The 20,624-nt window shown below is 75.6% G+C and carries 20 protein-coding genes, 1 tRNA gene and 1 pseudogene; 10 read left to right on the top strand and 12 right to left on the bottom strand.

From position 1 onward, the window contains the following. Nucleotides 1-131 precede the first annotated feature (131 nt). Nucleotides 132-809 (bottom strand): annotated as a pseudogene (locus tag CS2_RS11645) (DUF4194 domain-containing protein); the annotation flags it as partial. Further along, nucleotides 802-2,274 (bottom strand): DUF3375 domain-containing protein, encoded by a 1,473-nt coding sequence (locus CS2_RS11640; RefSeq protein ID WP_070320123.1) that lies wholly within the window; start codon nucleotides 2,272-2,274, stop codon nucleotides 802-804. The gene CS2_RS11640 and the pseudogene CS2_RS11645, both read right to left, overlap by 8 nt. Before the next feature lie 85 nt (nucleotides 2,275-2,359). Here CS2_RS11640 and CS2_RS11635 point away from each other — a divergent pair, with 85 nt between their 5' ends. Further along, nucleotides 2,360-2,728: a DUF2200 domain-containing protein gene (locus CS2_RS11635; protein ID WP_070320122.1), complete on the top strand. Its 369-nt coding sequence runs from the start codon at nucleotides 2,360-2,362 to the stop codon at nucleotides 2,726-2,728. Nucleotides 2,729-2,836: 108 nt separating this feature from the next. On the opposite strand, the gene CS2_RS11630 is transcribed toward CS2_RS11635, so the two are convergent. Further along, nucleotides 2,837-2,919 (bottom strand) — tRNA-Leu (locus CS2_RS11630). A gap of 180 nt (nucleotides 2,920-3,099) precedes the next feature. Here CS2_RS11630 and CS2_RS11625 point away from each other — a divergent pair. The 3 genes from CS2_RS11625 (at nucleotide 3,100) to CS2_RS11615 (ending at nucleotide 6,575) form a co-directional block, all read left to right on the top strand. Continuing rightward, nucleotides 3,100-4,419 carry an AI-2E family transporter gene (locus CS2_RS11625; protein ID WP_082740173.1) on the top strand — a complete coding sequence of 440 codons (1,320 nt, stop codon included), beginning with the start codon at nucleotides 3,100-3,102 and terminating at the stop codon, nucleotides 4,417-4,419. 171 nt (nucleotides 4,420-4,590) lie between these two features. After that, on the top strand, nucleotides 4,591-5,847 hold the full coding sequence (gene dinB / locus CS2_RS11620) for a DNA polymerase IV (protein ID WP_070320121.1): 1,257 nt from the start codon (nucleotides 4,591-4,593) through the stop codon (nucleotides 5,845-5,847). A gap of 125 nt (nucleotides 5,848-5,972) precedes the next feature. Next, complete coding sequence (locus tag CS2_RS11615; protein ID WP_070320120.1) at nucleotides 5,973-6,575, top strand: helix-turn-helix domain-containing protein; 603 nt, start codon at nucleotides 5,973-5,975, stop codon at nucleotides 6,573-6,575. Between the two features lie 108 nt (nucleotides 6,576-6,683). On the opposite strand, the gene CS2_RS11610 is transcribed toward CS2_RS11615, so the two are convergent. The 6 genes from CS2_RS11610 to CS2_RS11585 all read right to left on the bottom strand — a co-directional run bounded on the left by CS2_RS11610 (nucleotide 6,684) and on the right by CS2_RS11585 (nucleotide 11,044). Then, on the bottom strand, nucleotides 6,684-7,277 hold the full coding sequence (locus CS2_RS11610) for a ClpP family protease (protein WP_070320119.1): 594 nt from the start codon (nucleotides 7,275-7,277) through the stop codon (nucleotides 6,684-6,686). Beyond that, on the bottom strand, nucleotides 7,274-7,903 hold the full coding sequence (locus tag CS2_RS11605; RefSeq protein WP_070320118.1) for a ClpP family protease: 630 nt from the start codon (nucleotides 7,901-7,903) through the stop codon (nucleotides 7,274-7,276). Before CS2_RS11605 ends, CS2_RS11610 begins: the two co-directional genes overlap by 4 nt. Nucleotides 7,904-8,011: 108 nt before the next feature. Beyond that, entirely contained in the window at nucleotides 8,012-8,653 is a 642-nt protein-coding gene (locus tag CS2_RS11600; protein ID WP_070320117.1) for an alpha/beta fold hydrolase, read from the bottom strand. A gap of 158 nt (nucleotides 8,654-8,811) precedes the next feature. Further along, the gene (locus CS2_RS11595; protein WP_070320116.1) at nucleotides 8,812-9,645 is read right to left on the bottom strand and encodes a matrixin family metalloprotease; all 834 of its coding nucleotides are present in this window, start codon (nucleotides 9,643-9,645) and stop codon (nucleotides 8,812-8,814) included. 104 nt (nucleotides 9,646-9,749) lie between these two features. Further along, entirely contained in the window at nucleotides 9,750-10,532 is a 783-nt protein-coding gene (locus CS2_RS11590; RefSeq protein WP_369691426.1) for a fructosamine kinase family protein, read from the bottom strand. Then, complete coding sequence (locus tag CS2_RS11585) at nucleotides 10,529-11,044, bottom strand: Lrp/AsnC family transcriptional regulator (RefSeq protein WP_070320115.1); 516 nt, start codon at nucleotides 11,042-11,044, stop codon at nucleotides 10,529-10,531. The genes CS2_RS11590 and CS2_RS11585 overlap by 4 nt, the downstream gene beginning before the upstream one ends. Nucleotides 11,045-11,200: 156 nt before the next feature. Here CS2_RS11585 and ald point away from each other — a divergent pair, with 156 nt between their 5' ends. The 3 genes from ald to CS2_RS11570 all read left to right on the top strand — a co-directional run bounded on the left by ald (nucleotide 11,201) and on the right by CS2_RS11570 (nucleotide 15,847). Beyond that, complete coding sequence (gene ald, locus CS2_RS11580; protein WP_070320114.1) at nucleotides 11,201-12,334, top strand: alanine dehydrogenase; 1,134 nt, start codon at nucleotides 11,201-11,203, stop codon at nucleotides 12,332-12,334. Between the two features lie 97 nt (nucleotides 12,335-12,431). Then, nucleotides 12,432-14,519 carry a M3 family metallopeptidase gene (locus tag CS2_RS11575; RefSeq protein ID WP_070320113.1) on the top strand — a complete coding sequence of 696 codons (2,088 nt, stop codon included), beginning with the start codon at nucleotides 12,432-12,434 and terminating at the stop codon, nucleotides 14,517-14,519. Nucleotides 14,520-14,539: 20 nt separating this feature from the next. Continuing rightward, entirely contained in the window at nucleotides 14,540-15,847 is a 1,308-nt protein-coding gene (locus CS2_RS11570) for a M20/M25/M40 family metallo-hydrolase (RefSeq protein ID WP_233421157.1), read from the top strand. Between the two features lie 41 nt (nucleotides 15,848-15,888). Here CS2_RS11570 and CS2_RS11565 read toward each other — a convergent pair whose 3' ends face one another. After that, nucleotides 15,889-16,125 (bottom strand): DUF5703 family protein, encoded by a 237-nt coding sequence (locus CS2_RS11565; protein ID WP_046528524.1) that lies wholly within the window; start codon nucleotides 16,123-16,125, stop codon nucleotides 15,889-15,891. Between the two features lie 113 nt (nucleotides 16,126-16,238). On the opposite strand from CS2_RS11565, the gene CS2_RS11560 reads away from it, so the two are divergent. Then, the gene (locus CS2_RS11560) at nucleotides 16,239-16,544 is read left to right on the top strand and encodes a primosomal protein (RefSeq protein WP_070320111.1); all 306 of its coding nucleotides are present in this window, start codon (nucleotides 16,239-16,241) and stop codon (nucleotides 16,542-16,544) included. Nucleotides 16,545-16,589: 45 nt separating this feature from the next. Here CS2_RS11560 and CS2_RS11555 read toward each other — a convergent pair whose 3' ends face one another. Further along, entirely contained in the window at nucleotides 16,590-17,555 is a 966-nt protein-coding gene (locus CS2_RS11555; RefSeq protein ID WP_046528522.1) for an aldo/keto reductase, read from the bottom strand. 78 nt (nucleotides 17,556-17,633) lie between these two features. Here CS2_RS11555 and CS2_RS11550 point away from each other — a divergent pair, with 78 nt between their 5' ends. Beyond that, entirely contained in the window at nucleotides 17,634-18,536 is a 903-nt protein-coding gene (locus CS2_RS11550) for an undecaprenyl-diphosphate phosphatase (protein ID WP_046528521.1), read from the top strand. An 18-nt stretch (nucleotides 18,537-18,554) separates the two neighbouring features. Here CS2_RS11550 and CS2_RS11545 read toward each other — a convergent pair whose 3' ends face one another. After that, on the bottom strand, nucleotides 18,555-19,622 hold the full coding sequence (locus tag CS2_RS11545; protein ID WP_070320110.1) for a CorA family divalent cation transporter: 1,068 nt from the start codon (nucleotides 19,620-19,622) through the stop codon (nucleotides 18,555-18,557). Between the two features lie 54 nt (nucleotides 19,623-19,676). On the opposite strand from CS2_RS11545, the gene CS2_RS11540 reads away from it, so the two are divergent. Further along, nucleotides 19,677-20,624: class I tRNA ligase family protein (locus tag CS2_RS11540; RefSeq protein WP_070320109.1), on the top strand; the 948-nt coding region annotated here is incomplete at its 3' end.

Raw genomic sequence — 20,624 nt, 5'->3', positions numbered from 1 at the left:
GCGCCCGGGCCGGGCCCGTCCTCGTCGTCCTCGTCGTCCGGCGCGGTCCGACCGTCGGCAGGATCCGCGTCGTCGTCCGGCTCGTCGTCCGGCTCCACGTCCGTGGGCTCGTCAGTCGCGTCGTCGTCGGGGGCGGCGTCGCCCGCGTCGTCGCGCGCGCGCAGCCACTCGCGCAGCTCGGTGAGCCGCTCGTTGCTCAGCACGACCTCGACCAGCGGCGTCACGCGGTAGCGGCCCTCGGACTCCTCGTCGACCACGCCGTCCTTGACCAGGCGCGCGATCGCGGTGCGGATCTCGCGCTGGTGCGCCGCGACGTTCGTGTCGTCGGGGTCGAAGTACGTCAGCGCCGTCGCCTCGAGCTCCTCGACGTCGACGCGCGCCGACGTCTCACCGGCGCCGCGCTCGCGCTGGAACACCGTGCGCAGGTGCACGAGCACGAGCGTCTCGGCGCGCGTGTACGGCTCGTCGCGCAGCAGCACCGGCACGTCGAGCTCGGCCGAGCGCACCTGCCGCTTGTACGCGATGCCGCGCTCGTGGTCGACGACGAGGTGCACGAACAGGTCGTGCAGGCGCGACTCGATGACCTGCTGGTTCTCGAGCAGCGTGCGCCACTGCGCGCGGTGCCGCTCGGCCAGCAGGAACCGTCGCTGCAGCAGCCGCACGAGCACGCGCCGCACGTCGGCGTCGAGCGTGCCCGTGTCGCCCGCGAACAGCTCGGCCGGGTCGTCCTCCATCGCGACCGGCGCGATGAAGCCGCCGTCCGCGGTGTCGCCGGCGGCGTCGTCCCGGACGACGTGGGTGTCAGTCATCGCTCTCGTCCCTCGTCCTCGTGCTCGTCGCGCCGAACGCGAACCGGCGGCGCGTGCCGTCCGGTCGGACCGCGTCCACGAACGCCAGCTCGTCGCTCTCCGTCATGCCGCGCTGGTGCGCGAGCTCCAGCAGGCCCAGCAGGTCGACCGGCCGCCGCAGCTCGGGCGGCGCCGCGCTGAACGCCGCCGCGAGGTCGACCGCGGGGGAGTCCGCGCCGAACGCGCGCAGGTGCGCGTCGAGGTCGGCGTAGTGCGGGCCGCCCCACGCGCGCGCGTCCGCGTCCGTCACGGCCACGTCGTCGTCCCACTCGGGCAGCGCGTCGGGCGCCTGCGCGGGGCGCAGGTCCCCGGGCGTCTGCCGCAGGTGCTCGACGTCGGCGACCGGCAGGCGGCGCAGCGGTGCGACGCCCTGCGCGCGGCGCGTGCCCGGCAGCCATTCCTGCAGGCCCGTCATGACGTCGCGCAGCAGGTCGTCGACCTGCCGGTCGCGCAGCGGGTCGTGGTTGCGCACCTGCGCGGTGATGACGTACGACGCCTCGCGCTGCGCCGCGAACACCTGGTCCAGCCCCTGCTCGATGCGCCGCACGACGTCGCGCAGCTCAGCCCGCCGCGGCGACGGCAGACGTGCCGCGAACCGGTGCCGCAGCACGGTGTCGAGCTGCGTCGCGAGCTCGTCGAGCCGGTGCGGGTCGCCCAGCAGGCGCAGCGCGCCCGAGAACGCGCGGCCCTCGGGCGTCGCGTCCATGACCTGCTCGCCGCGCTGCAGGTACTCGCGCAGCACGTCGCCCGTCGGTCGCTCGTCCTGCCGCAGCGCCGTCACGACGTCGCGCTGCATGGCCTTGATCGACTCGGCGACGCGCGCGAAGTCCGCGGGCAGCTCGCGCACGAGGTGCAGGACGTTCTCGGCCTCCTCGAGCAGCTCGTCGTCGTCGACCTCCTCGACCACGCCCGTGCGCTCGAGCCGCGCGATCTCCGCCTGCAGCCGCTTCACCTCGGCGTCGAGCCGCGCGATGCGCACCATGACGTCCGGGTCCGCGTCTGCCGCGAGCCGCTCGACCGCGTCCAGCAGCGTCCGCACGCGCGACTGCGACACGCGCGCCCGCGCCCCGCCCGCGCGGCCCGCGACCTCGAGCGCGCCCACGGCGTGCGCCGAGAGCCGGTACACCTCGACGTCGTCGTCGAGCACCTGCCGCACGAGCCACCCCGCGTCCGCCCACTGTCGGCACAGGTCGCGCGCGCTGCCCACCGGCAGCGCGTCGCCGTGCCCCGCCGCGCGCAGCTGGTCGAGCGCGTCGCCGACCTCGGTGTGCGCGTCGGCGACGGGCACGGTCGGGCGCTCCGCCGTGAACACGAGCGAGAGCAGCGCGACGACGAGCGGGGCGTGCCGCTTGTGGAGCAGGTCCAGCATGGGGTTCTGGAACGCCCGGACGGCACCCAGGAACGCCCCTTCGGCACGAGAGATCATCGCGGGACAGCGTAGGTGGGCGGCGGGGGTGCTCGGGACACGACACCACCGTCCGTACGATCGTGCACGACGAGGGAGGACCACCATGGCCGGTCACCGCATCTTCGGCACGAGCGTCGCGAGCGTCTACCCGCTGTACGTCGCGAAGGTCGAGCGCAAGGGCCGCGACGCGGCCGACGTCGACCGCGTCATCACGTGGCTCACCGGCTACGACGCCGACGGCCTGGCCCGGGCCCTCGCCGACGAGGTCACGTTCGAGGAGTTCTTCGCCGCCGCGCCGCGCATGAACCCCGACGCGTCGCTCATCACCGGGCTGATCTGCGGGATCCGCGTCGAGGACGTCGAGGACCCGCTCATGCAGCGGATCCGGTACCTCGACAAGCTCGTCGACGAGGTCGCGCGCGGCAAGAAGATGTCGTCGATCCTGCGGGGGAGCGGTGCCGAGGTGACGTGACGGCGAGCACGCCCGAGACGAACGGTGGCGCGCCGCTCCCGGGAACCACGAAGACCCCCGCTCCGCGTCTCCGCGGTGCAGGGGCCTTCAGGTCGCTGTCTCAACGAGTGTCCGGAGGGGGACTTGAACCCCCACGCCCTTGCGGGCACTAGCACCTCAAGCTAGCGCGTCTGCCATTCCGCCACCCGGACAGGTGGTCGTCGAGTGCCCTTCCGGGCGCCTCGGCGCGGCAGAAAACATACCACGGTGCGGGGGCGGTCCTCGCACCGGTGCGTGCGGCCCGCACCACGTGGGCGGGTCGTCGGGCCGCAGGTCGCCGCCGGGGGCAGACTGCACGTGACGGCGTTCACGACGGGCGGGAGGTCCAGGGCATGGGCGAGGCAGCAGGGGCCCGTTCGGCGGCCGGGGCCATCAGCCCCGCGGCACGCAAGGTCGCCGGCGGGCGGCGCAACGCGGCCGTCACGGGCCACGAGGAGACGGCCCCGCGGTGGCTGCGCCGCTCGGCGGGGGTCTCGTGGCGGCTGCTCGTGGTGCTCGCGGCGGTGGTCGTCGTGTTCTACGCCACGTCGCGCGTCACGCTGCTGTTCGTCGCCGTGTTCCTCGCGCTCGTCTTCACGGCCGTGCTGCGGCCGCTCGTCGACGTCATGGACCGGGTGATGCCGCGCGGCCTGGCGACGGCGCTGTCGCTGCTCGCGGGGATCCTGTTCTTCCTCGGCATGCTCACGTACGTCGGGTACTCGATCGCGACGCAGTGGGACAACCTCAGCAAGCAGTTCGCGAGCGGCATCAACCAGATCACCCAGTACCTCGAGAGCGGGTCGCTGCCCTTCACGATCACGAACGAGCAGATCGCCGAGTGGATCGACAACGGGCTCAAGTGGGTCCAGGAGCACGCGGGCGACCTCGCGAGCCAGGCCGCGGCCAGCGCCGGCTCCGTGGCCGTCGGGTTCACCGCGCTCGCGCTCGCGATCTTCTGCACGATCTTCTTCCTGGCGCGCGGGTCGTCGATGTGGACGTGGTTCCTCAACCAGCTCCCCGCCCGCAACCGCGAGACCTGGATGACCGCGGGAGCGGCCGGCTGGTACACGTTCTCCGGCTACACGCGCGGCACCGTGATCATCGCGTTCACCGACGGGATCCTCGCGTTCACGCTGCTCACGATCATGGGCGTGCCGCTCGCCGCGCCGCTCGCGGTGCTCGTGTTCATCGGCGCGTTCATCCCGCTCATCGGCGCACCGGCCGCCATGGTCGTCGCGATGATCGTCGCGCTCGCCGCGAACGGGCTGTGGTCGGCCGTCTTCGTGGGCGTCGGGATCGCGCTCATCGGACAGCTCGAGGGGCACGTGCTGCAGCCGCTCATCATGGGCAAGCAGGTGTCCCTGCACCCCGTGGTCGTCGCGCTCGCGGTGACCGCCGGCACGCTCACCGCGGGCATCCTCGGCGCCGTGATCTCGGTGCCGCTGGTCGCCGTGGCGTGGGCGGTCTACTCGCACCTGCGCACGCTCGACCCGCCGATGGACGAGGGCGAGGACGACGCCGACGACGCGCGCGACGAGGGCGTCCGTGGCGACTCCACGAACGACTCTCGCGGCGAGCGGGTCGTCGCCACGCAGGCCGACGGCGAGCCCGCGACCGCCGGTCCCGCCGACTCCCGGACGCCCGACGGCGGACCCGCCGCCTCGTCGACCTGACCCCGCCCGGTACCCGCTCGGCCTCGACCCTCTCGCACCGGTCGACCGCGGGGTTCGGCCGCTTCTCGCGCCCCGTGACCGGCTGAACCCCGCGCTCGGCAGGCGGGCGGGGGTGGGGGCGGGTGTGTTGGGGCGTTGTCGGTCGAACAGGTGTTCGAGTAGTCTCGGGTCATGTCCGGGGCCACGATCCTGCACGCCGACCTCGACGCGTTCTACGCGTCGGTCGAGCAGCTGCTGGACCCGACGCTGCGCGGCCGCCCCATCGCCGTCGGCGGCAGCGCGCAGGGCGGTGTGGTGCTCGCCGCGTCGTACGAGGCCAAGGCGTACGGCGTCGCGGGCGGCATGCCGGGGTGGCGGGCCGCGCGGCTGTGCCCGGCGCTGCGGTTCGTGCCCGGGCGGTTCCGCGAGTACCAGCCGCTCGCCGACCGCGTCATGGAGATCCTCGGCGACGTCACGCCGGCGGTCGAGCGGATCTCGATCGACGAGGCGTTCCTCGACGTCTCCGGCTCGACGCACCTGTTCGGGCCGCCCGCGCAGATCGCGGCGCTGCTGCGCCGCCGCGTCCGCGCCGAGGTCGGCCTGCCGATCTCGGTGGGCGTCGCGCGCACCAAGCACCTCGCCAAGATCGCGTCGCAGGTCGCCAAGCCCGACGGCCTCGTCGTCGTCGAGCCCGAGCGCGAGCGCGCGTTCCTCGACCCGCTGCCCGTCGGGCTCATGTGGGGCGTCGGGCCCGTCGCGCGCGAGCGGCTCGCGGAGCGCGGCATCACGACCATCGGCGAGCTCGCCCGCACCCCGTCGGACGCCGTCGAGCGGATCCTCGGCCACGCGACCGGCGCACGCATGTCGGCCCTCGCGCACAACGACGACCCGCGCCGCGTCGCGGGGGCCGGGCGCGTGCGGTCGGTGGGTGCGCAGTCGGCGCTCGGGCGGCAGGTCGCGACGCCCGCGCTCGTGCGTGAGGTGCTCAGCCACCTCGCGGACCGGGTCGCCGGGCGGCTGCGCGCGAAGGGCCGCGCCGGGCGCACCGTGACCGTCCGGGTGCGTTTCCCCGGCATGCGGTCCGTCACGCGCTCGCTGACCCTGCCGGGCCCGGTCGCGACGACGCTCACCCTCACCGAGGTCGCCGAGCAGCTCGCGTGGCAGGCCATCCGTGACCAGCCCGGCCGCGACGTCGAGATCACGCTGCTCGCGGTGTCGGTCACCGGCATCGTCGGGCAGGAGGCGCTCCAGCTCGAGCTCGCGCTGCACCCCGACGACCCGCGCCGCCCCGGGTCCGAGCACGGCGCGGCGCGCTGGGCCGTCGACCGCTCCGTCGACGCCGTGCGCGCGCGGTTCGGTGCCCATGCCGTCGGCTACCTGCCCGCCGCGATGCCGCGCCTGCACACGGTGCCGGACGAGTTCCGCGAGCTCGCCGAGAAGGACCGGTGATCCACCGCCGCAGCGGACGACGGCCGACCGCGGCGGCGAGGCGCCGCCCCCGGCGTCCCGCTGACGGCGTTCTGCCGTCAGCGGATCGGCCCGCGCGCGGCGGTGGGCGTCGCTAGGTTCGGGCCATGGAGCCCCGTGCCGTGACGCTCACGCCCGTGCACCGCCACCCGTCGTCGTGGCGGCGCACGATCGGCGCGCTCCTGCGGGCCGCCCGCGAGCAGCGTGCGCTGCGCCTCGTCGACGTCGCCGCCCGTGCGCGGCTCTCGCCCCAGTACCTGTCCGAGGTCGAGCGTGGACGCAAGGAGCCGTCCTCCGAGGTGCTCGCCGCGCTGACCGACGCGCTCGGGCTGACCCTCGTCGACCTCGCGCACGGCATCGCCACCGCGCTCGACACCGACGCACGCACGACGCGCGACCGTGCACCGAGCAGGACGGACCGGGACCACGACGGCCGCGCGCACGGCGTCCGCGACGACGCCCGCCGCGCGTTCGACCGTCAGCCGCTCGACGACCGCAGGGACGTCCAGCCGGGCGCGCTCGTGCTCCGCGGGGCCGTCGTCGACGCCACGGCCTCCGCGCCCTTCGGGGACGCGCGGTCGGGGGCCGCGTCGTCCGGGGACGCATCGCTCCGGGACCTGCACGTCGTCCTCACCGGCGGCCCCACCGTGGACGTGCTCAGCGGCGCCGGACCGGCGGCGCCCGCCGCCGCGGTGCTGCTCGCCGCCTGACGCGCTGCTCGCCGCCTGACGCGCTGCTCGCCGCCTGACGCGCCGCTCGCCGCGGCGAGGCCGCACGTCGGCGTCCGGGACCCCCGGCGGCCCCGGACGCCGACGCCCTCACGCGTCGCGCGACGCGAGCACGTGGTCCGCGATGCCGTACGCGACCGCCTGCTCGGCCGTGAGCACCAGGTCACGGTCGGTGTCGCGGCGCAGCGTCGCGACGTCCTTGCCGGTGTGCCGCGCAAGCACCTCCTCCAGCTGACCGCGCACGCGCACCACCTCGTCCGCCGCGAGGATGAGGTCGGGGATCGTGCCCTCGCCGCGCGTCGACGGCTGGTGCAGCACCACGCGGCCGTGCGCCAGGACCGCGCGCCGCCCCGGCGCGCCGCCCGCCAGCAGCACCGCCGCGGTCGACGCGGCCTGACCGACGCAGATCGTCTCGACCGCGGGGCGTACGTACTGCATCGCGTCGTACACCGCGAGCATCGCCGACGGCGACCCGCCGGGCGAGTTCACGTACAGCCGGATCGGCTGCTCCGCCGACTCGGCCTCGAGGTGGATGAGCTGCGCGACCAGCACGTTCGCGACCCCGTCGTCGATCTCGGTGCCGAGGTAGACGATCCGCTCGGACAGCAGGCGGCTGAACACGTCGACGGACCGGTCGACTGCGCCGTGCCGCTCCAGCACGTTCGGCACCAGGTAGCCGCTCACGCGCCGAACCCCGTCCCGCCGATGCCGACGACGCCGCGCAGCGTGCCCGACGGCCGGACGTCCGCGAGCCGCTCCGCGACCGCGTCGACGAACCCGTACGCGAGCGCCTCCTGCGCCGTGAACCACCGGTCGCGCAGCGAGTCCTCGCGCACGCGCTCGGCGCTCTGGCCGGTGTGCTCCGCGATCAGGCCGAGCACGGTGTCGCGCGTGTGCCGCAGCTCGTCGGCCTGCAGCTCGACGTCGACGGCCGAGCCGCCGATCCCGGCGGAGCCCTGGTGCAGCAGCACGCGCGCGTGGGGCAGCGCGAACCGCTTGCCGGGCGTGCCCGCCGAGAGCAGGAACTGGCCCGCGCTCGCGGCCGTGCCGACCGCGACGGTGCGCACGTCGTTGGGGACGAGCCGCATGACGTCGTGGATCGCGAGCATCGCCGCGACGGACCCGCCGGGCGAGCTGATCCACAGCGTGATGTCGGCGGTGGGGTCCTCGGTCGCGAGCAGCACGAGCTGGTGGCACAGGCGGTTGCCGACGTGCTCGTCGAGCGCGGTGCCCAGGACGAGGACGCGGTCGTGGGCGAGCCGCGCGAGCAGCTCGTCGTCGAAGGCGCTGGATCGGGTCTGCGTGGTCATGTCCCCACCCTGCGCGCGCCGCGCACGCCGTGGGGGTCGGCGCTGCCGTGGGCGGATCCGCCGTCGGCAGCGTCGCCGGGCCCGCACCGCAGGGGTGCGGCGGGCGGGTCAGACGGGCTGCGGCGTGCGGTGCGTGAGCTCGCGCAGCGCGTCCAGCAGGACGCGGTTGAACGCGGCGGGCGCGTGCGAGTTCACGTCGTGGCCGGCGCGCGGCACGACCGTGAGCCGGGCACCGGGCCGCGCGCGCAGGTAGCGGCGCTCGTCGAGCCGCAGCGGGTCGCGGGCGCCGTTCACGAGCCACACGGGCAGCAGCACGCGGCGCAGGTCGGTCAGCGGCGAGTACCCCGCCAATGCCGTCAGCATGTCGGTGACGACGGGCCACGTGCCCTGCCCGAGGCCGAGCCAGCGCGTCACGTGGTGCGCCGCGCGGCGATACAGCGAGACGGGCTTGCCGCGGATCTCGGTCGAGCAGCCGGCGAGCACGACGCCCGCGATCCGCTGCTCGTACCGGCCGGCGTACGCGAGCGCGGTGTACCCGCCGAGCGACAGGCCGACCAGCAGGGGCGGCTCGGTGCACGTCGTGACGGCGTCGTCGATCGCGCGGAGCGCGCCCTCGAGCGTGAACCGCTCGGCGGTCCGCGTGCCGTGCCCGGGCAGGTCGATCGCCAGGGTCGGGTGCCCGGAGGCGCGCAGCGCGTCGACCTGCGGGGACCAGATCGCCGACGACGTGCGGGTGCCGTGGACGAGCACGATGGGCCTGGCGATGACGGGCTCCTGCGGAGGTCGGGGTCGGTGTCCGCGAGGGAGGCTACGCGGCGAACCTGGGAAGGTGGTGCGCGTCACGGTTCCTGCACGGTGTCCTCACAGGGCGCGGGTCGAAGGGTGCGGGGGTCCTCGCAGGGCGCGCCTCACAGGTGCGGGGCGCACCGGCCCGCGCCGAGCAGGGCGAGCCCCTCGCGGTCGCCCGGTCCCAGCGCGACCTTCCGGACGTCCGCGGTCGGGTGCATGAGCTGGCCGGGGTCGTCGACGTGCGCCAGGCCCACGACGTGCGCGAGCTCGTGCGTGACGACCGCGCGCGCCACCGCGCTGCCGTTCGGCGACGTCAGCAGGTCGGCGATCTGCGGGGCGTCGAGCACGAGCTGACCGCTCACGTACACGGCGTACCCGTCGGCGGTGACCGACGTGCCGCCCGCGCTGCCGGCCACCGTCCCGGCGAGCGCGGCGTGCTCGCCGGGGTCGGACCACGCGACGAGCACGGGTGCCCACCGCCGCCCGTACCGGTCGGGCTGGTACACGCCGCGCTCGTCGGCCGGGGCCTCGTCGGTCGGGCCGTCGGCGACGAACGTCAGGCCCGTCGCGGCGGCGACGTCCGCGAACGCGGCGGCGAGCAGCGCGTCGCCGCCGTCCGGCGCACCGGACGGGCGCAGCACCCAGTGGATCGGCCGGCACGGGCTCCACGCGACGGGGGACGAGCCGTCGTCCTGCGTCTGCAGGAACGCGTACGCGCCCGAGCCGGCCGGGACCAGCGGGGGAGCCGAGAGGGGCGTGCGGCTCTCCTCGACACCGGCCGGCGGCCGCGCGGCCGGGCCGTACGTGCGCGCCCACCAGGAGACCCCGAGCGCGACGGCGACGAGCAGCGCGCCGGTCGTCAGCAGGGCCGGCACGCGGGACCGGCGCACGGGCGCGGGGCCCAGGGCGCGCCGGATCTCGTCCGCGGTGGGCGGCACGGCTCCGAACGACACCTGGCGACCTCCCGGCGCGGACGTCCCCGGGGCGGGGGTCGTGCCCGAGCGTGGCACGCGCGTCGACCCGGCGACAGGACCGGACGGGTGGTGTGGCAGGACCGTCAACGCTCCGCCGCGGCGTGCAGCAGGCGTCGGGTGTGCTCGACGTACCCGCTGCCGAACAGCACGGCGTGGACCGCGACGGGGTAGAGCTGGTGCAGCCCGACGCGGTGCTGCCAGCCGCGGCGCAACGGGTGCGCGCCGCGGTAGCCGTCGAGCACGGCGTCGAGGTGCGGCAGCCCGAACAGCGCGAGCATCGCGAGGTCGCTCTCGCGGTGGCCGCCGTGCGCCGCGGGGTCGACGAGCGTCGCCCCGTCGGCGGTCCACACGACGTTGCCCTGCCACAGGTCGCCGTGCACGCGCGCGGGCGGTTCGTCGTCGTCCCAGCGGCCGTCGCGCAGCGCGTCGGCGAGCCGCGCGAACGCCGCGTCGTCCGCGGGTGTCGTGAGCCCCCGGTCGCGCAGCGTCGCGGCGACCGGGTCCAGGCGCTCCGTGGCGAGGAACGCGCCCCACGTCGCGTGCTCGCCGGTCGTCATCGTGAGGGGCTGGTCGAGCGGGCCGAACCACGCGTCGCCCGACCAGCCGTCGGGCGGCGCGCCGAATGCCCGCGCGCCGGCGTCGTGCGTGCGCGCGAGGGCGGCGCCGAACGCGTGCGCGGCCGCGGCGGTGGGCGCCACCGGGTCGAGGCGCACGAGGTCGAGGTGGTGCTCGCCGACGTCGAGCACCTCGACGACGCGTGCGCCGCCCGCGGCGGCGAGCCACCGCAGGCCCGCCGCCTCGCACGCGAAGAACCCGGCGGGCGCGTCGGCGCGCTGCTTGCGGTGGACCGCGCGCGGCACGCTCACACCGCCGTCGTGGGGGCGTGGACGTGCTCGAACACCAGGCTCGTCTGCGTGTGCGCGACCTCGGGGCGCGTGCTCAGGTGCTCGACGACGAACGCGCGCAGCGCGCGCGAGTCGTGCACCGCCACGTGCAGCATGACGTCCTCGGTGCCGCCGAGCAGGTAGACGTCGCGCACCTCGGGGCGGGCCGCCAGGGTGCGCGCGAACGCGCCGAGCCGCGCGCGGGCCGCGGCCTGCAGCCGCACCGCGATGATCGCCTGCAGGCCCCGGCCGACCGCGTCGGGGTCGACGTCCGCGTGGAACCCGCGCAGCACGCCCCGGGCCCGCAGCGCGGCGACCCGCGCGTGGCACGTCGAGGGGGCGACGCCGACGCGGGCGGCGAGGTCCTTGTTGGAGATGCGGCCGTCGCGCTCGAGCTCGCGCAGCAGCGCACGGTCGAGGTCGTCGAGGACGCCGAACGGTGTTCGGCGCTCACGTGCACCGCCGGGCACCACCGACGAATCCTCGGCACTCATGAGGCGACGTTACCGAAGATCATCCCGTCGTCATGCGTCGGCAACAGACGAACTTCACACTCGAACGTGACGGGGATCACGCCCGCCCCAGCGGCGGCGCCCCGCGCCGCCACCCGCCCGTCCCGCCCGCGGGACGTCACCGACAGGAGCAGCCCCATGCAGGTCGGCATCCCGCGCGAGACCAAGAACCGCGAGTACCGCGTCGCCCTCACGCCCGCCGGTGCGCAGCACCTCGTCGCGGCCGGGCACGAGGTCCTCGTCGAGACCGGTGCCGGCGCCGGCTCCGCGATCGACGACGCCGACTACGCCGCCGCGGGCGCGCGCATCGTCCCCACCGCCGCCGACGCGTGGGCCGCGGAGCTCGTCTGCAAGGTCAAGGAGCCCGTCGCGGCGGAGTACGGGTACCTGCGCGACGACCTCACGCTGTTCACGTACCTGCACCTGGCTGCCGACCGCCCCGGCACCGACGCGCTGCTCGCCGCCGGCACCACGGCCGTCGCGTACGAGACCGTGCAGCTCCCCGACGGCTCGCTGCCGCTCCTCGCGCCCATGAGCGAGGTCGCCGGGCGCCTCGCGACGCAGGTCGGCGCGTACCACCTCATGCGCAACGAGGGCGGCAGGGGCGTGCTGCTCGGCGGCGTGCCCGGCGTCGACGGCGCCAAGGTCGTCGTGCTCGGCGGCGGGGTGGTCGGCACGCACGCCGCGCAGATCGCCGTCGGCATGCGCGCCGACGTCACGGTCCTCGACCTGTCGGTGCCGCGGCTGCGCGAGCTCGACGACCTGTTCGGCGGACGCGTCCGGACCGTGGCGTCGTCCGCCTGGGCGATCGAGCGCGAGCTGCTCGACGCGGACCTCGTGGTCGGCGCGGTCCTGCTCCCCGGCGCCCGTGCGCCGCGCCTCGTGAGCAACGACCTCGTGTCCCGCATGCGCGCCGGTTCCGTGCTCGTCGACGTCGCGGTCGACCAGGGCGGCTGCTTCGAGGACACGCGCCCCACGACGCACGACGACCCCACGTTCCGCGTGCACGGCTCCGTGCTGTACTGCGTCGCGAACATGCCCGGCGCCGTGCCCGTCACCTCGACGCACGCGCTCACCAACGCGACCCTGCCGTACCTCGCGGCGCTCGCGGACCGCGGCTGGCGCGCCGCCGTCACGGCCGACGCCGCGCTCGCGGGCGGGCTCACGACGCACGCCGGCGCGCTGCTGCACGCGCCCGTCGCGCACGCGCACGGGTACGTGTGGACGCCGCCGGCCGACGTCCTGCCCGCCGCGGCCTCGGGTGCGCGCTGACCGTCGCCCCACGGCTCCGGTCCGGGGCCGCGCGCGCCGCACGACGCGCGGCGCCCGACCGCCCCGGACCGTGCCCGCGATCTGTGACGATGGGGCCATGACCTCCGACGCGCTGCCGCTCGACCCCGCCAACCCGTTCGCCCGCGAGTCCGACCTGCCGTACGGCCTGCCGGACTTCCGCGTGCTGCGCGAGGAGCACTACCTGCCCGCCGTGCGCGCCGGCATGGCCCAGCAGCTTGCCGAGGTCGAGGCGATCGCCACCGACCCGACCGAGCCGACGGTCGAGAACACGCTCGAGGCGCTCGAGCGCACCGGTCGTCTGCTGACGCGCGCGGCGTCCGCGTTCTACGTGCAGTCGGGCGCCGAGTCGACGCCCGGGCTGCAGGAGATCGAGGAGCAGCTCGCCCCCGAGCTCGCGGCGCACGCCGACGCGATCTGGCTCGACGCGCGGCTGCACGCGCGCGTCGAGGCGCTCGCGGCCCGGCTCGAGGCCGACGGCACCGCGCTCGAGCCCGACACGGCCTGGCTGCTGGACCGCACGCGTCGCCGGTTCGCGCGCGCCGGCGTCGGCCTGCCCGAGGCCGACCAGGAGCGCCTGCGCGCCATCAACACCGAGATCACGTCGCTCGACGCGGCGTTCGGGCGCCTGCTGCTCGCGGGTGCGAACGCCGCCGCGGTCCTCGTGACCGACGAGGCCGAGCTCGACGGGCTCCCGCAGGACGCGCGCGACGCCGCGGCGCAGGCCGCGACCGCGCGCGGCCACCAGGGCGCGTGGCTGCTCGAGCTGCAGCTCCCCACGCAGCAGTCGGTGCTGTCGTCGCTGCGCGACCGCGGCCTGCGCGAGCGCGTCATGACCGCGTCGCTCACGCGCGGCGCTGGCGGCGAGCACGACACGCGCGCCACCCTCCTGGGGCTCGTGCGGCTGCGGGCCGAGCGCGCGCGTCTGCTGGGCTTCGAGCACCACGCCGCGTACGTCGCGGCCGACGCGACCGCCGGGTCGTCCGACACGGTCGCGCAGATGCTCGCGCGGCTCGCACCCGCGGCCGTCGCGAACGCGCGCGCCGAGGGCGCGGAGCTCGAGGCCGCGCTGCGGGCCGACCACCCGGGCGCGACGCTCGAGCCCTGGGACTGGGCGTACTACGCCGAGCGCGTCCGGCAGGAGCGCCGCTCGCTCGACGAGTCCGCGCTGCGGCCGTACCTCGAGCTCGAGCACGTCATCGCCGACGGCGTGTTCCACGCCGCGAACCTGCTGTACGGGCTGACGTTCTCCGAGCGGCACGACCTCGTCGGCTACCACCCCGACGTGCGCGTGTTCGAGGTGTTCGACGCCGACGGCAGCGGCCTCGGCCTCTTCCTCGGCGACTGGTGGACGCGCCCCGCCAAGCGCGGCGGCGCGTGGATGAACTCGTTCGTCGAGCAGTCCACGCTGCTGGGCGACGCGCCGGTCGTCGTCAACAACCTCAACGTGCCGAAGCCGCCGCCGGGCCAGCCGACGCTGCTCACGTGGGACGAGGTCATCACGGTGTTCCACGAGTTCGGGCACGCGCTGCACGGGCTGCTGTCGCACGTGCGGTACCCGTCGCAGTCGGGCACGAACGTGCCGCGCGACTTCGTGGAGTACCCGTCGCAGGTCAACGAGATGTGGGCGTGGGACCCGCAGGTGCTGCGGTCGTTCGCGGTGCACCACGAGACCGGTGAGCCGATGCCGGAGGAGTGGGTCGAGACGCTGCTCGCGGCGCGCCAGGACGGCGAGGGCTTCGCGACGACCGAGTACCTGGCCGCTGCGCTGCTGGACCAGGCGTGGTACCGCCTGACGCCCGAGCAGGTGCCGACGGACGTCGACGACGTCGAGCCGTTCGAGGCCGCCGCGCTCGAGGCAGTCGGCCTGGCGTACGCGCCGGTGCCGCCGCGGTACCGCACGACGTACTTCAACCACGTCTTCGGGTCGGGCTACTCGGCCGGGTACTACGCGTACATCTGGTCCGAGGTGCTCGACGCCGACACCGTCGAGTGGTTCGCCGAGAACGGCGGCCTGCGCCGCGAGAACGGCGACACGTTCCGCACCCGGCTGCTCGCGCGCGGCGGGTCGATCGACCCGCTGCGGTCGTTCGCCGACCTGCGGGGCCGCGCGCCCGACATCGCGCCGCTGCTCGCGCGTCGCGGCCTGACGGGGGCGTCGGCGTGACCGCGGCTGCGCCGGGGGCCGTGCCCACCGCCGCGGACGAGGTCATCGACCTGTGCCGCGAGCTGATCCGCTTCGACACCACCAACCCGGGCGACGGCACGGGGCCGGGGGAGCGCGCGGCCGCGGAGTACGTCGTCGGCCTGCTGCAGGACGTCGGCCTCGAGCCCGAGCTGTTCGAGAGCGCACCGGGCCGCGCGAACGTGGTCGTGCGCCTCGAGGGCGCCGACGCGTCGCGCCCCGCGCTGGTCGTGCACGGGCACCTCGACGTCGTGCCGGCGCACGCGCCGGACTGGTCGGTCGACCCGTTCGCGGGCGAGCTGCGCGACGGCCTGGTGTGGGGCCGCGGCGCGGTCGACATGAAGGACATGGACGCGATGGTCCTGGCGGTCGTGCGGCAGATGGTCCGCGAGGGGCGCAGGCCCGCGCGCGACGTCGTGCTCGCGATGTTCGCCGACGAGGAGGCCGGCGGCCGGTACGGCGCGCACTGGGCGGTCGAGCACCGCCCCGAGCTGTTCGCGGGCGCGACCGAGGCCGTCAGCGAGGTCGGCGGCTTCTCTGTCGACGTCGCCGGGCGGCGCGTCTACCTGCTGCAGACCGCCGAGAAGGGCCTGGCGTGGCTGCGGCTCGTCGCGCAGGGGCGCGCGGGCCACGGCAGCCAGGTCAACACCGACAACGCCGTGACGCACCTCGCCGCGGCCGTCGCGCGCATCGGCGAGCACGCGTGGCCGCTCGAGCTCACGCCGACCGTGCGCGCGCTGCTCGAGGGCGTCGCGGACCTCACGGGCCTGCCGTTCGACCCCGAGGACCCGCAGGGCGTCGACGCGCTCGTGGACGCCCTCGGGCCGGCGTCGCGCTTCGTCGGCGCCACGCTGCGGCACACCACCAACCCGACGCGCCTCGCGGCCGGGTACAAGGAGAACGTCATCCCCGGCGGCGCGACCGCGTCGATCGACGGCCGGTTCCTGCCCGGGCGCTCCGAGGAGTTCGACGCGACCCTCGCGACGCTCCTCGGCCCGCACGTGCGCGCCGAGGACCTCGTGCGCGACACCGGGCTCGAGGTGCCCTTCGAGGGCGCGCTCATCGACGCGATGGTCGCGGCCGTCGTCGCCGAGGACCCGGGCGCCACCGTGCTGCCGTACATGCTCTCGGGCGGCACGGACAACAAGTCGCTGTCCCGCCTGGGCATCACGGGCTACGGCTTCGCGCCGCTGCGCCTGCCCGCCGACCTCGACTTCGCGGGCATGTTCCACGGCGTCGACGAGCGCGTCCCCGCCGACGCGCTCGTGTTCGGCACGCGCGTCCTGGACCGGCTGCTCGCGAGCTGCTGAGCCGGCGCCGACGGCCCCGGGCCCGGGGCCGTCGGCGCAGGTCAGCCGACGGTCTCGGGCAGCGTCGAGCGCACCCGGATGATCTTGCGCCGCAGCCACACGCGCCGCTCGCCGCCGGCGTACAGGCGTGTGCGGGCGAGCTCCCACCGGCCGTACTCGGCCTCGTCGGTGAGCATGCGCCGGGCGTCGTTGCGCGACGTGCTGCGCGGGATCGTCAGCATGCGGTACTCCCACTGCCCGCCCTGCGTCGCCCAGTCGCTGCGCCTGCGTGCCGTCATCGCCCCACCTCGTCCCGTCGCGTCGTGACGACGGCGCGACCGGCCGTCGCGGTGGCCGCCCCGTCGGTGCAGATGCGGTGCCATTGTGCCCCGCGCGGCGCTACGGTCGTGCCATGACCGTGGACCCGCGTGCCGCCCTCGACCGTCTGGTGGCCGCCCTCGAGGCGCACTACGCCGCCGTCGCCGCCAAGCACGACGACGACGACCCCGCCGTCGACGACGCGTACGACGTGCTCGCCGACGCGTTCGAGGTCTACGACGACGCGCTCGGCACGGTGCACGGCGAGGCGACGCCGTTCTACCTGGCCGAGGAGGACGACGAGGACGACCTCGACGAGGACGACGACGACCTCGAGGACGACGACGACGATGACGACGAGCTCGACCTCGACGACGACCCGGCGCACGCGCGGGCCTGACGCCGCGCCCGCCCGCCGAGACCCCGCGCGTCGCGCGACGTGCGGTCAGCGCCCGGGGCGCTCCGGGTAGCCCGCGGGCGGCGCCGTGATCTCGTCCAGCGCGACCGTGATCTCCGGCGGCAGGCGCAGGTCCTCGACCGCCAGCGCGCCGCGCAGCTGTGCGGCGGTGCGTGCGCCGACCACGGCGGACGCGACGCCCGGCCGCGACGTCACCCACGCGAGCGCGACCTCGAGCGGCGAGCGCTCGAGCCCCGCGGCCGCGGTGACGACCGCGTCGACCACGCCCGCGGCGTCCGCCGTGAGGTACGGCTGCACGAACCCGGCCAGGTGCGCCGACGCGGCGCGCGAGTCCGACGGGATGGTGCGGCGGTACTTGCCGGTGAGCACGCCGCGGCCCAGCGGCGACCACGCGACCAGGCCCGCGCCGAGCGCGGCGCACGCCGGCAGCACCTCGCGCTCGACGCCGCGCTGCAGCAGCGAGTACTCGGCCTCGACGGCCGCGAGCCCCGGGTCCGGCTCGAGCAGCGTCGCGGCGCGTGCCACCTGCCAGCCCGCGTGGTTGGACAGCCCGACGTAGCGCGCCTTGCCCGCCTGCACCGCGTGACGCAGCGCCGAGACGGTCTCCTCGAGCGGCGTGCGGGGGTCGGGCGTCGCGAGCCACAGGTCGACGCGGTCGGTACGCAGCCGTCGCAGCGACGCGTCGAGCGAGTCGAGCAGCGCGCCGCGCGACGCGTCGACCACGCCGCCCGTGGCGGTGCGGCGCACGCCGGCCTTGGTGCAGATCACGACGTCGTCGCGGTCCACCACGTCGCCCAGCAGCGTGCCGAGCAGCTCCTCGGCGCCGCCGTCGGCGTACGCGGCGGACGTGTCGACGAGCGTCCCGCCCGCCTCCGTGAAGTCGCGCAGCTGGTCGGTGGCCTCGTGGTCGTCGGTGTCGCGGCTCCACGTCAGCGTGCCCAGGGCCAGCGACGACACGCGCAGACCGGTGCGGCCCAGACGACGGTGCTCCATGGGGCGCCACCCTAGCCGCGCGGGCCGTGCGTCCCACGCGTGACGTGCCGCGGGGTCGCGGCGCTATCGTTGCGCCTCGTGACGACGGGCATCGGTACGGGTGAGTCGATCCTGCTCGGGCTGGTCCAGGGGCTCACCGAGTTCCTGCCGGTGTCCTCGAGCGCGCACCTGCGGATCGTGGGGGAGCTGGTCGGGTCCGGCGACCCCGGCGCGGCGTTCACCGCGATCACGCAGCTCGGCACCGAGACCGCGGTGCTGCTGTACTTCCGCCGCGACATCAAGCGGATCGTCCTGGCGTGGTGGGCCGCCGTGCGCGGCGCCCACGGCACGGACTGGCGCTCGCGGCTCGGCATGCCCGCGGGCGGACCGGTCGACCACGACGCGCTCATGGCGTGGTTCATCACGCTCGGCACGCTGCCGATCGTCGTGCTGGGCCTGGCGTTCCAGGACGCGATCGAGCGGCCGTTCCGCAACCTGTGGCTGGTCGCGCTGACGCTCGCGGTGTTCGCGCTCGTGCTCGGCTGGGCGGACAAGGTGGGGGAGAAGCGGCGCGCGCTCGACGAGCTGACGCCCCGGCACGCGCTCGCGTTCGGGTTCTGGCAGGCGCTCGCGCTCGTGCCCGGCGTCTCGCGCTCGGGCGGCACGATCACGGGCGGCCTGCTCATGGGCTACACGCGGGAGGCGGCGGCGCGCTACTCGTTCCTGCTCGCGATCCCCGCCGTCTTCGGGTCCGGCCTGTTCCAGCTCGTGAAGAGCCTCGGCGACTTCGGCACCGCGGGCACGCCCGGTGCCGGCGCGACCCTCGTCGCCACGCTCGTCGCGTTCGTCGTCGGGTACGTCGTGATCATCGCGTTCCTCAAGATCGTGTCGACGTTCAGCTACAAGCCGTTCGTGTACTACCGCCTGGGGCTCGCGGCGCTCGTCGTGCTGCTGCTGCTCACGGGCGTGCTCGAGCCGGTCTCCGAGCTGACGAGCGTCTGACGCGTCACGGCCACCGCGTCACAGCCACCCGGAGCGGCGGAAGGCGCGCCACAGCGCGACGCACGCCCCGGCCATCGCCAGCAGCACCAGCGGGTACCCGAACGTCCACCCCAGCTCGGGCATGTGGCGGAAGTTCATGCCGTAGATGCCGGCGACCAGCGTGGGCACCGTGATCATCGCGGCCCACGCCGAGATCTTGCGCATGTCCTCGTTCTGCTGGACCGACACCTGCGCGAGGTGCACCGCGAGCATGTCGCCCAGCAGCGCGTCGTGCGCGTCCAGGTGCCGGTCGATGCGGTCCACCGCCGCCTCCACGCGCCGCAGCCACTCGGGACGCCGCGCGTGCGCCTCGGCGGCGCCCACCAGCTCGGGCAGCGCGGTCGCGACCGGGCCGAGCGCGCGCCGCGCCTCCGCGATCTCGCGCTTGAGGTCGTACAGGTCCGCCAGCACGTCGCGGTGCGCGTGCTGCGAGAACACCGTGCGCTCGACCCGCGCGACCGCGTCGCCGATCTCCGCCTCGACGTCCCCCGCGGCCTGCGTGAGCGTCAGCAGCACCGTCGCGAGCACCGCGTGCTCGCAGTCGTCGGGGTCCGGCAGGTCGTCCTCGAGCCGCTCGGCCGCGGCGGCCAGCACGCCCGCGTCGCCCTGCTCGGTCATGAGCACGAGCCCCGGGTGCACGACGCCCGTGATCCAGCCGGTGTGCACGTCGGCCGTGCGGTCGACGAACGACACCGTGGGCGCGGTCAGCACGATCGCGTCGTCGTGGCCGCGCACGACCTTGGCGCGCGGCCGCCCCTCGCGGTGCAGGTGCCGCCCCAGCAGGTGCACCGTGCGGTCGTCGGGGGCCAGCGCGCGCGTGGCCGTGAGCAGCCCCGCCTCGTCGTCGGTGACGACCCACGTGGTCCGCACGTCGGTCGGCAGCGCGGCCAGGTCGAGCATGCCGTCGCCGTCGGGCTCGACACGGAGCCACGTCCCCGTGCGCTCGACCCACGCGCGCCCGCGGACCCGCACGGGTCGGGTCGGCGCCGCGCGCGGCGTCCCGTCGTCGGCCTCGTCGTCGACCCCGCGGGCCGCACCCTGCTCCATCACCCGCCCATTGTGCGTCCGCCGCTCCCCGGCACGGCGGTTAGGCTTCCCGACGTGCTGACCTGGCCCGCCCCTCAGATCCCGCGGCTGCCGGGGACCGGTGAGCCGGTCCGCCTGCTCGACACGTCGACCGGCGAGGTCGTCGTCGCGGCTCCCGGTCCGACCGCGCGCCTGTACGTGTGCGGGATCACGCCCTACGACGCGACCCACATGGGCCACGCCGCGACGTACGTCGCGTTCGACGTGCTCGGGCGCGCCTGGCGCGACGCGGGCCAGGAGGTCACCTACGCGTCGAACGTCACGGACGTCGACGACCCGCTGCTCGAGCGCGCGACCGCGACGGGCGTGGACTGGCGCGACCTCGCGGCGGACCAGACCGCCCTGTTCGCGGCGGACATGACCGCGCTGGGCGTCGTGCCGCCCGACGTGTACCGCGGCGTCGTCGAGTCCGTCGACCGCGTCGCCGCCGCCGTGCGCACGCTGCTCGACCGCGGGGCGGCCTACCGCGTGCCCGCCCCGGACGGCGGCGACGACGTCTACGCCGACCTCGCGGCCGACCCCGCGTTCGGCACGGTCGCGCGCCTCGACGAGGCCACCATGCTCGCGCTGAGCGCCGAGCGCGGCGGCGACCCGGACCGCGCCGGCAAGCGGTCCCCGCTCGACCCGCTGCTGTGGCGCGCCGAGCGCGCGGGCGAGCCGGCGTGGGACGCCCCGGGTGTGGGGCGCGGCCGGCCCGGCTGGCACGTCGAGTGCGCCGTCATCGCCGCCGACGGGCTCGGCGTGCCGTACGACGTGCAGGGCGGCGGCTCCGACCTGGTGTTCCCGCACCACGAGTGCAGCGCGTCGCACCTGCGCCTGCTCGGCGACGGGCAGGCGGCCCGCGTGCACGCGCACGGCGGCATGGTCGGCTACGAGGGCCACAAGATGAGCAAGTCGCGCGGCAACCTCGTGCTCGTGTCGCGGCTGCTCGCCGACGGCGTCGAGCCGATGGCCGTGCGGCTC

This window comes from Cellulomonas iranensis NBRC 101100 = JCM 18110, from assembly GCF_001552375.1.
In the GTDB taxonomy this organism is placed as follows: domain Bacteria; phylum Actinomycetota; class Actinomycetes; order Actinomycetales; family Cellulomonadaceae; genus Cellulomonas; species Cellulomonas iranensis.
Note: the sequence above shows the minus strand (reverse complement) of the source record. Positions and strands in the feature narration are given on the sequence as shown.

Excerpts from the sequence above, each read along its gene's own strand:
- CS2_RS11640 (WP_070320123.1), bottom strand. The coding sequence starts at position 2,274 with ATGATCTCTCGTGCCGAAGGGGCGTTCCTGGGTGCCGTCCGGGCGTTC.
- CS2_RS11635 (WP_070320122.1), top strand. The coding sequence starts at position 2,360 with ATGGCCGGTCACCGCATCTTCGGCACGAGCGTCGCGAGCGTCTACCCG.
- CS2_RS11625 (WP_082740173.1), top strand. The coding sequence starts at position 3,100 with ATGGGCGAGGCAGCAGGGGCCCGTTCGGCGGCCGGGGCCATCAGCCCC.
- dinB (WP_070320121.1), top strand. The coding sequence starts at position 4,591 with ATGTCCGGGGCCACGATCCTGCACGCCGACCTCGACGCGTTCTACGCG.
- CS2_RS11615 (WP_070320120.1), top strand. The coding sequence starts at position 5,973 with ATGGAGCCCCGTGCCGTGACGCTCACGCCCGTGCACCGCCACCCGTCG.
- CS2_RS11605 (WP_070320118.1), bottom strand. The coding sequence starts at position 7,903 with ATGACCACGCAGACCCGATCCAGCGCCTTCGACGACGAGCTGCTCGCG.
- CS2_RS11585 (WP_070320115.1), bottom strand. The coding sequence starts at position 11,044 with ATGAGTGCCGAGGATTCGTCGGTGGTGCCCGGCGGTGCACGTGAGCGC.
- ald (WP_070320114.1), top strand. The coding sequence starts at position 11,201 with ATGCAGGTCGGCATCCCGCGCGAGACCAAGAACCGCGAGTACCGCGTC.
- CS2_RS11575 (WP_070320113.1), top strand. The coding sequence starts at position 12,432 with ATGACCTCCGACGCGCTGCCGCTCGACCCCGCCAACCCGTTCGCCCGC.
- CS2_RS11565 (WP_046528524.1), bottom strand. The coding sequence starts at position 16,125 with ATGACGGCACGCAGGCGCAGCGACTGGGCGACGCAGGGCGGGCAGTGG.
- CS2_RS11560 (WP_070320111.1), top strand. The coding sequence starts at position 16,239 with ATGACCGTGGACCCGCGTGCCGCCCTCGACCGTCTGGTGGCCGCCCTC.
- CS2_RS11555 (WP_046528522.1), bottom strand. The coding sequence starts at position 17,555 with ATGGAGCACCGTCGTCTGGGCCGCACCGGTCTGCGCGTGTCGTCGCTG.
- CS2_RS11545 (WP_070320110.1), bottom strand. The coding sequence starts at position 19,622 with ATGGAGCAGGGTGCGGCCCGCGGGGTCGACGACGAGGCCGACGACGGG.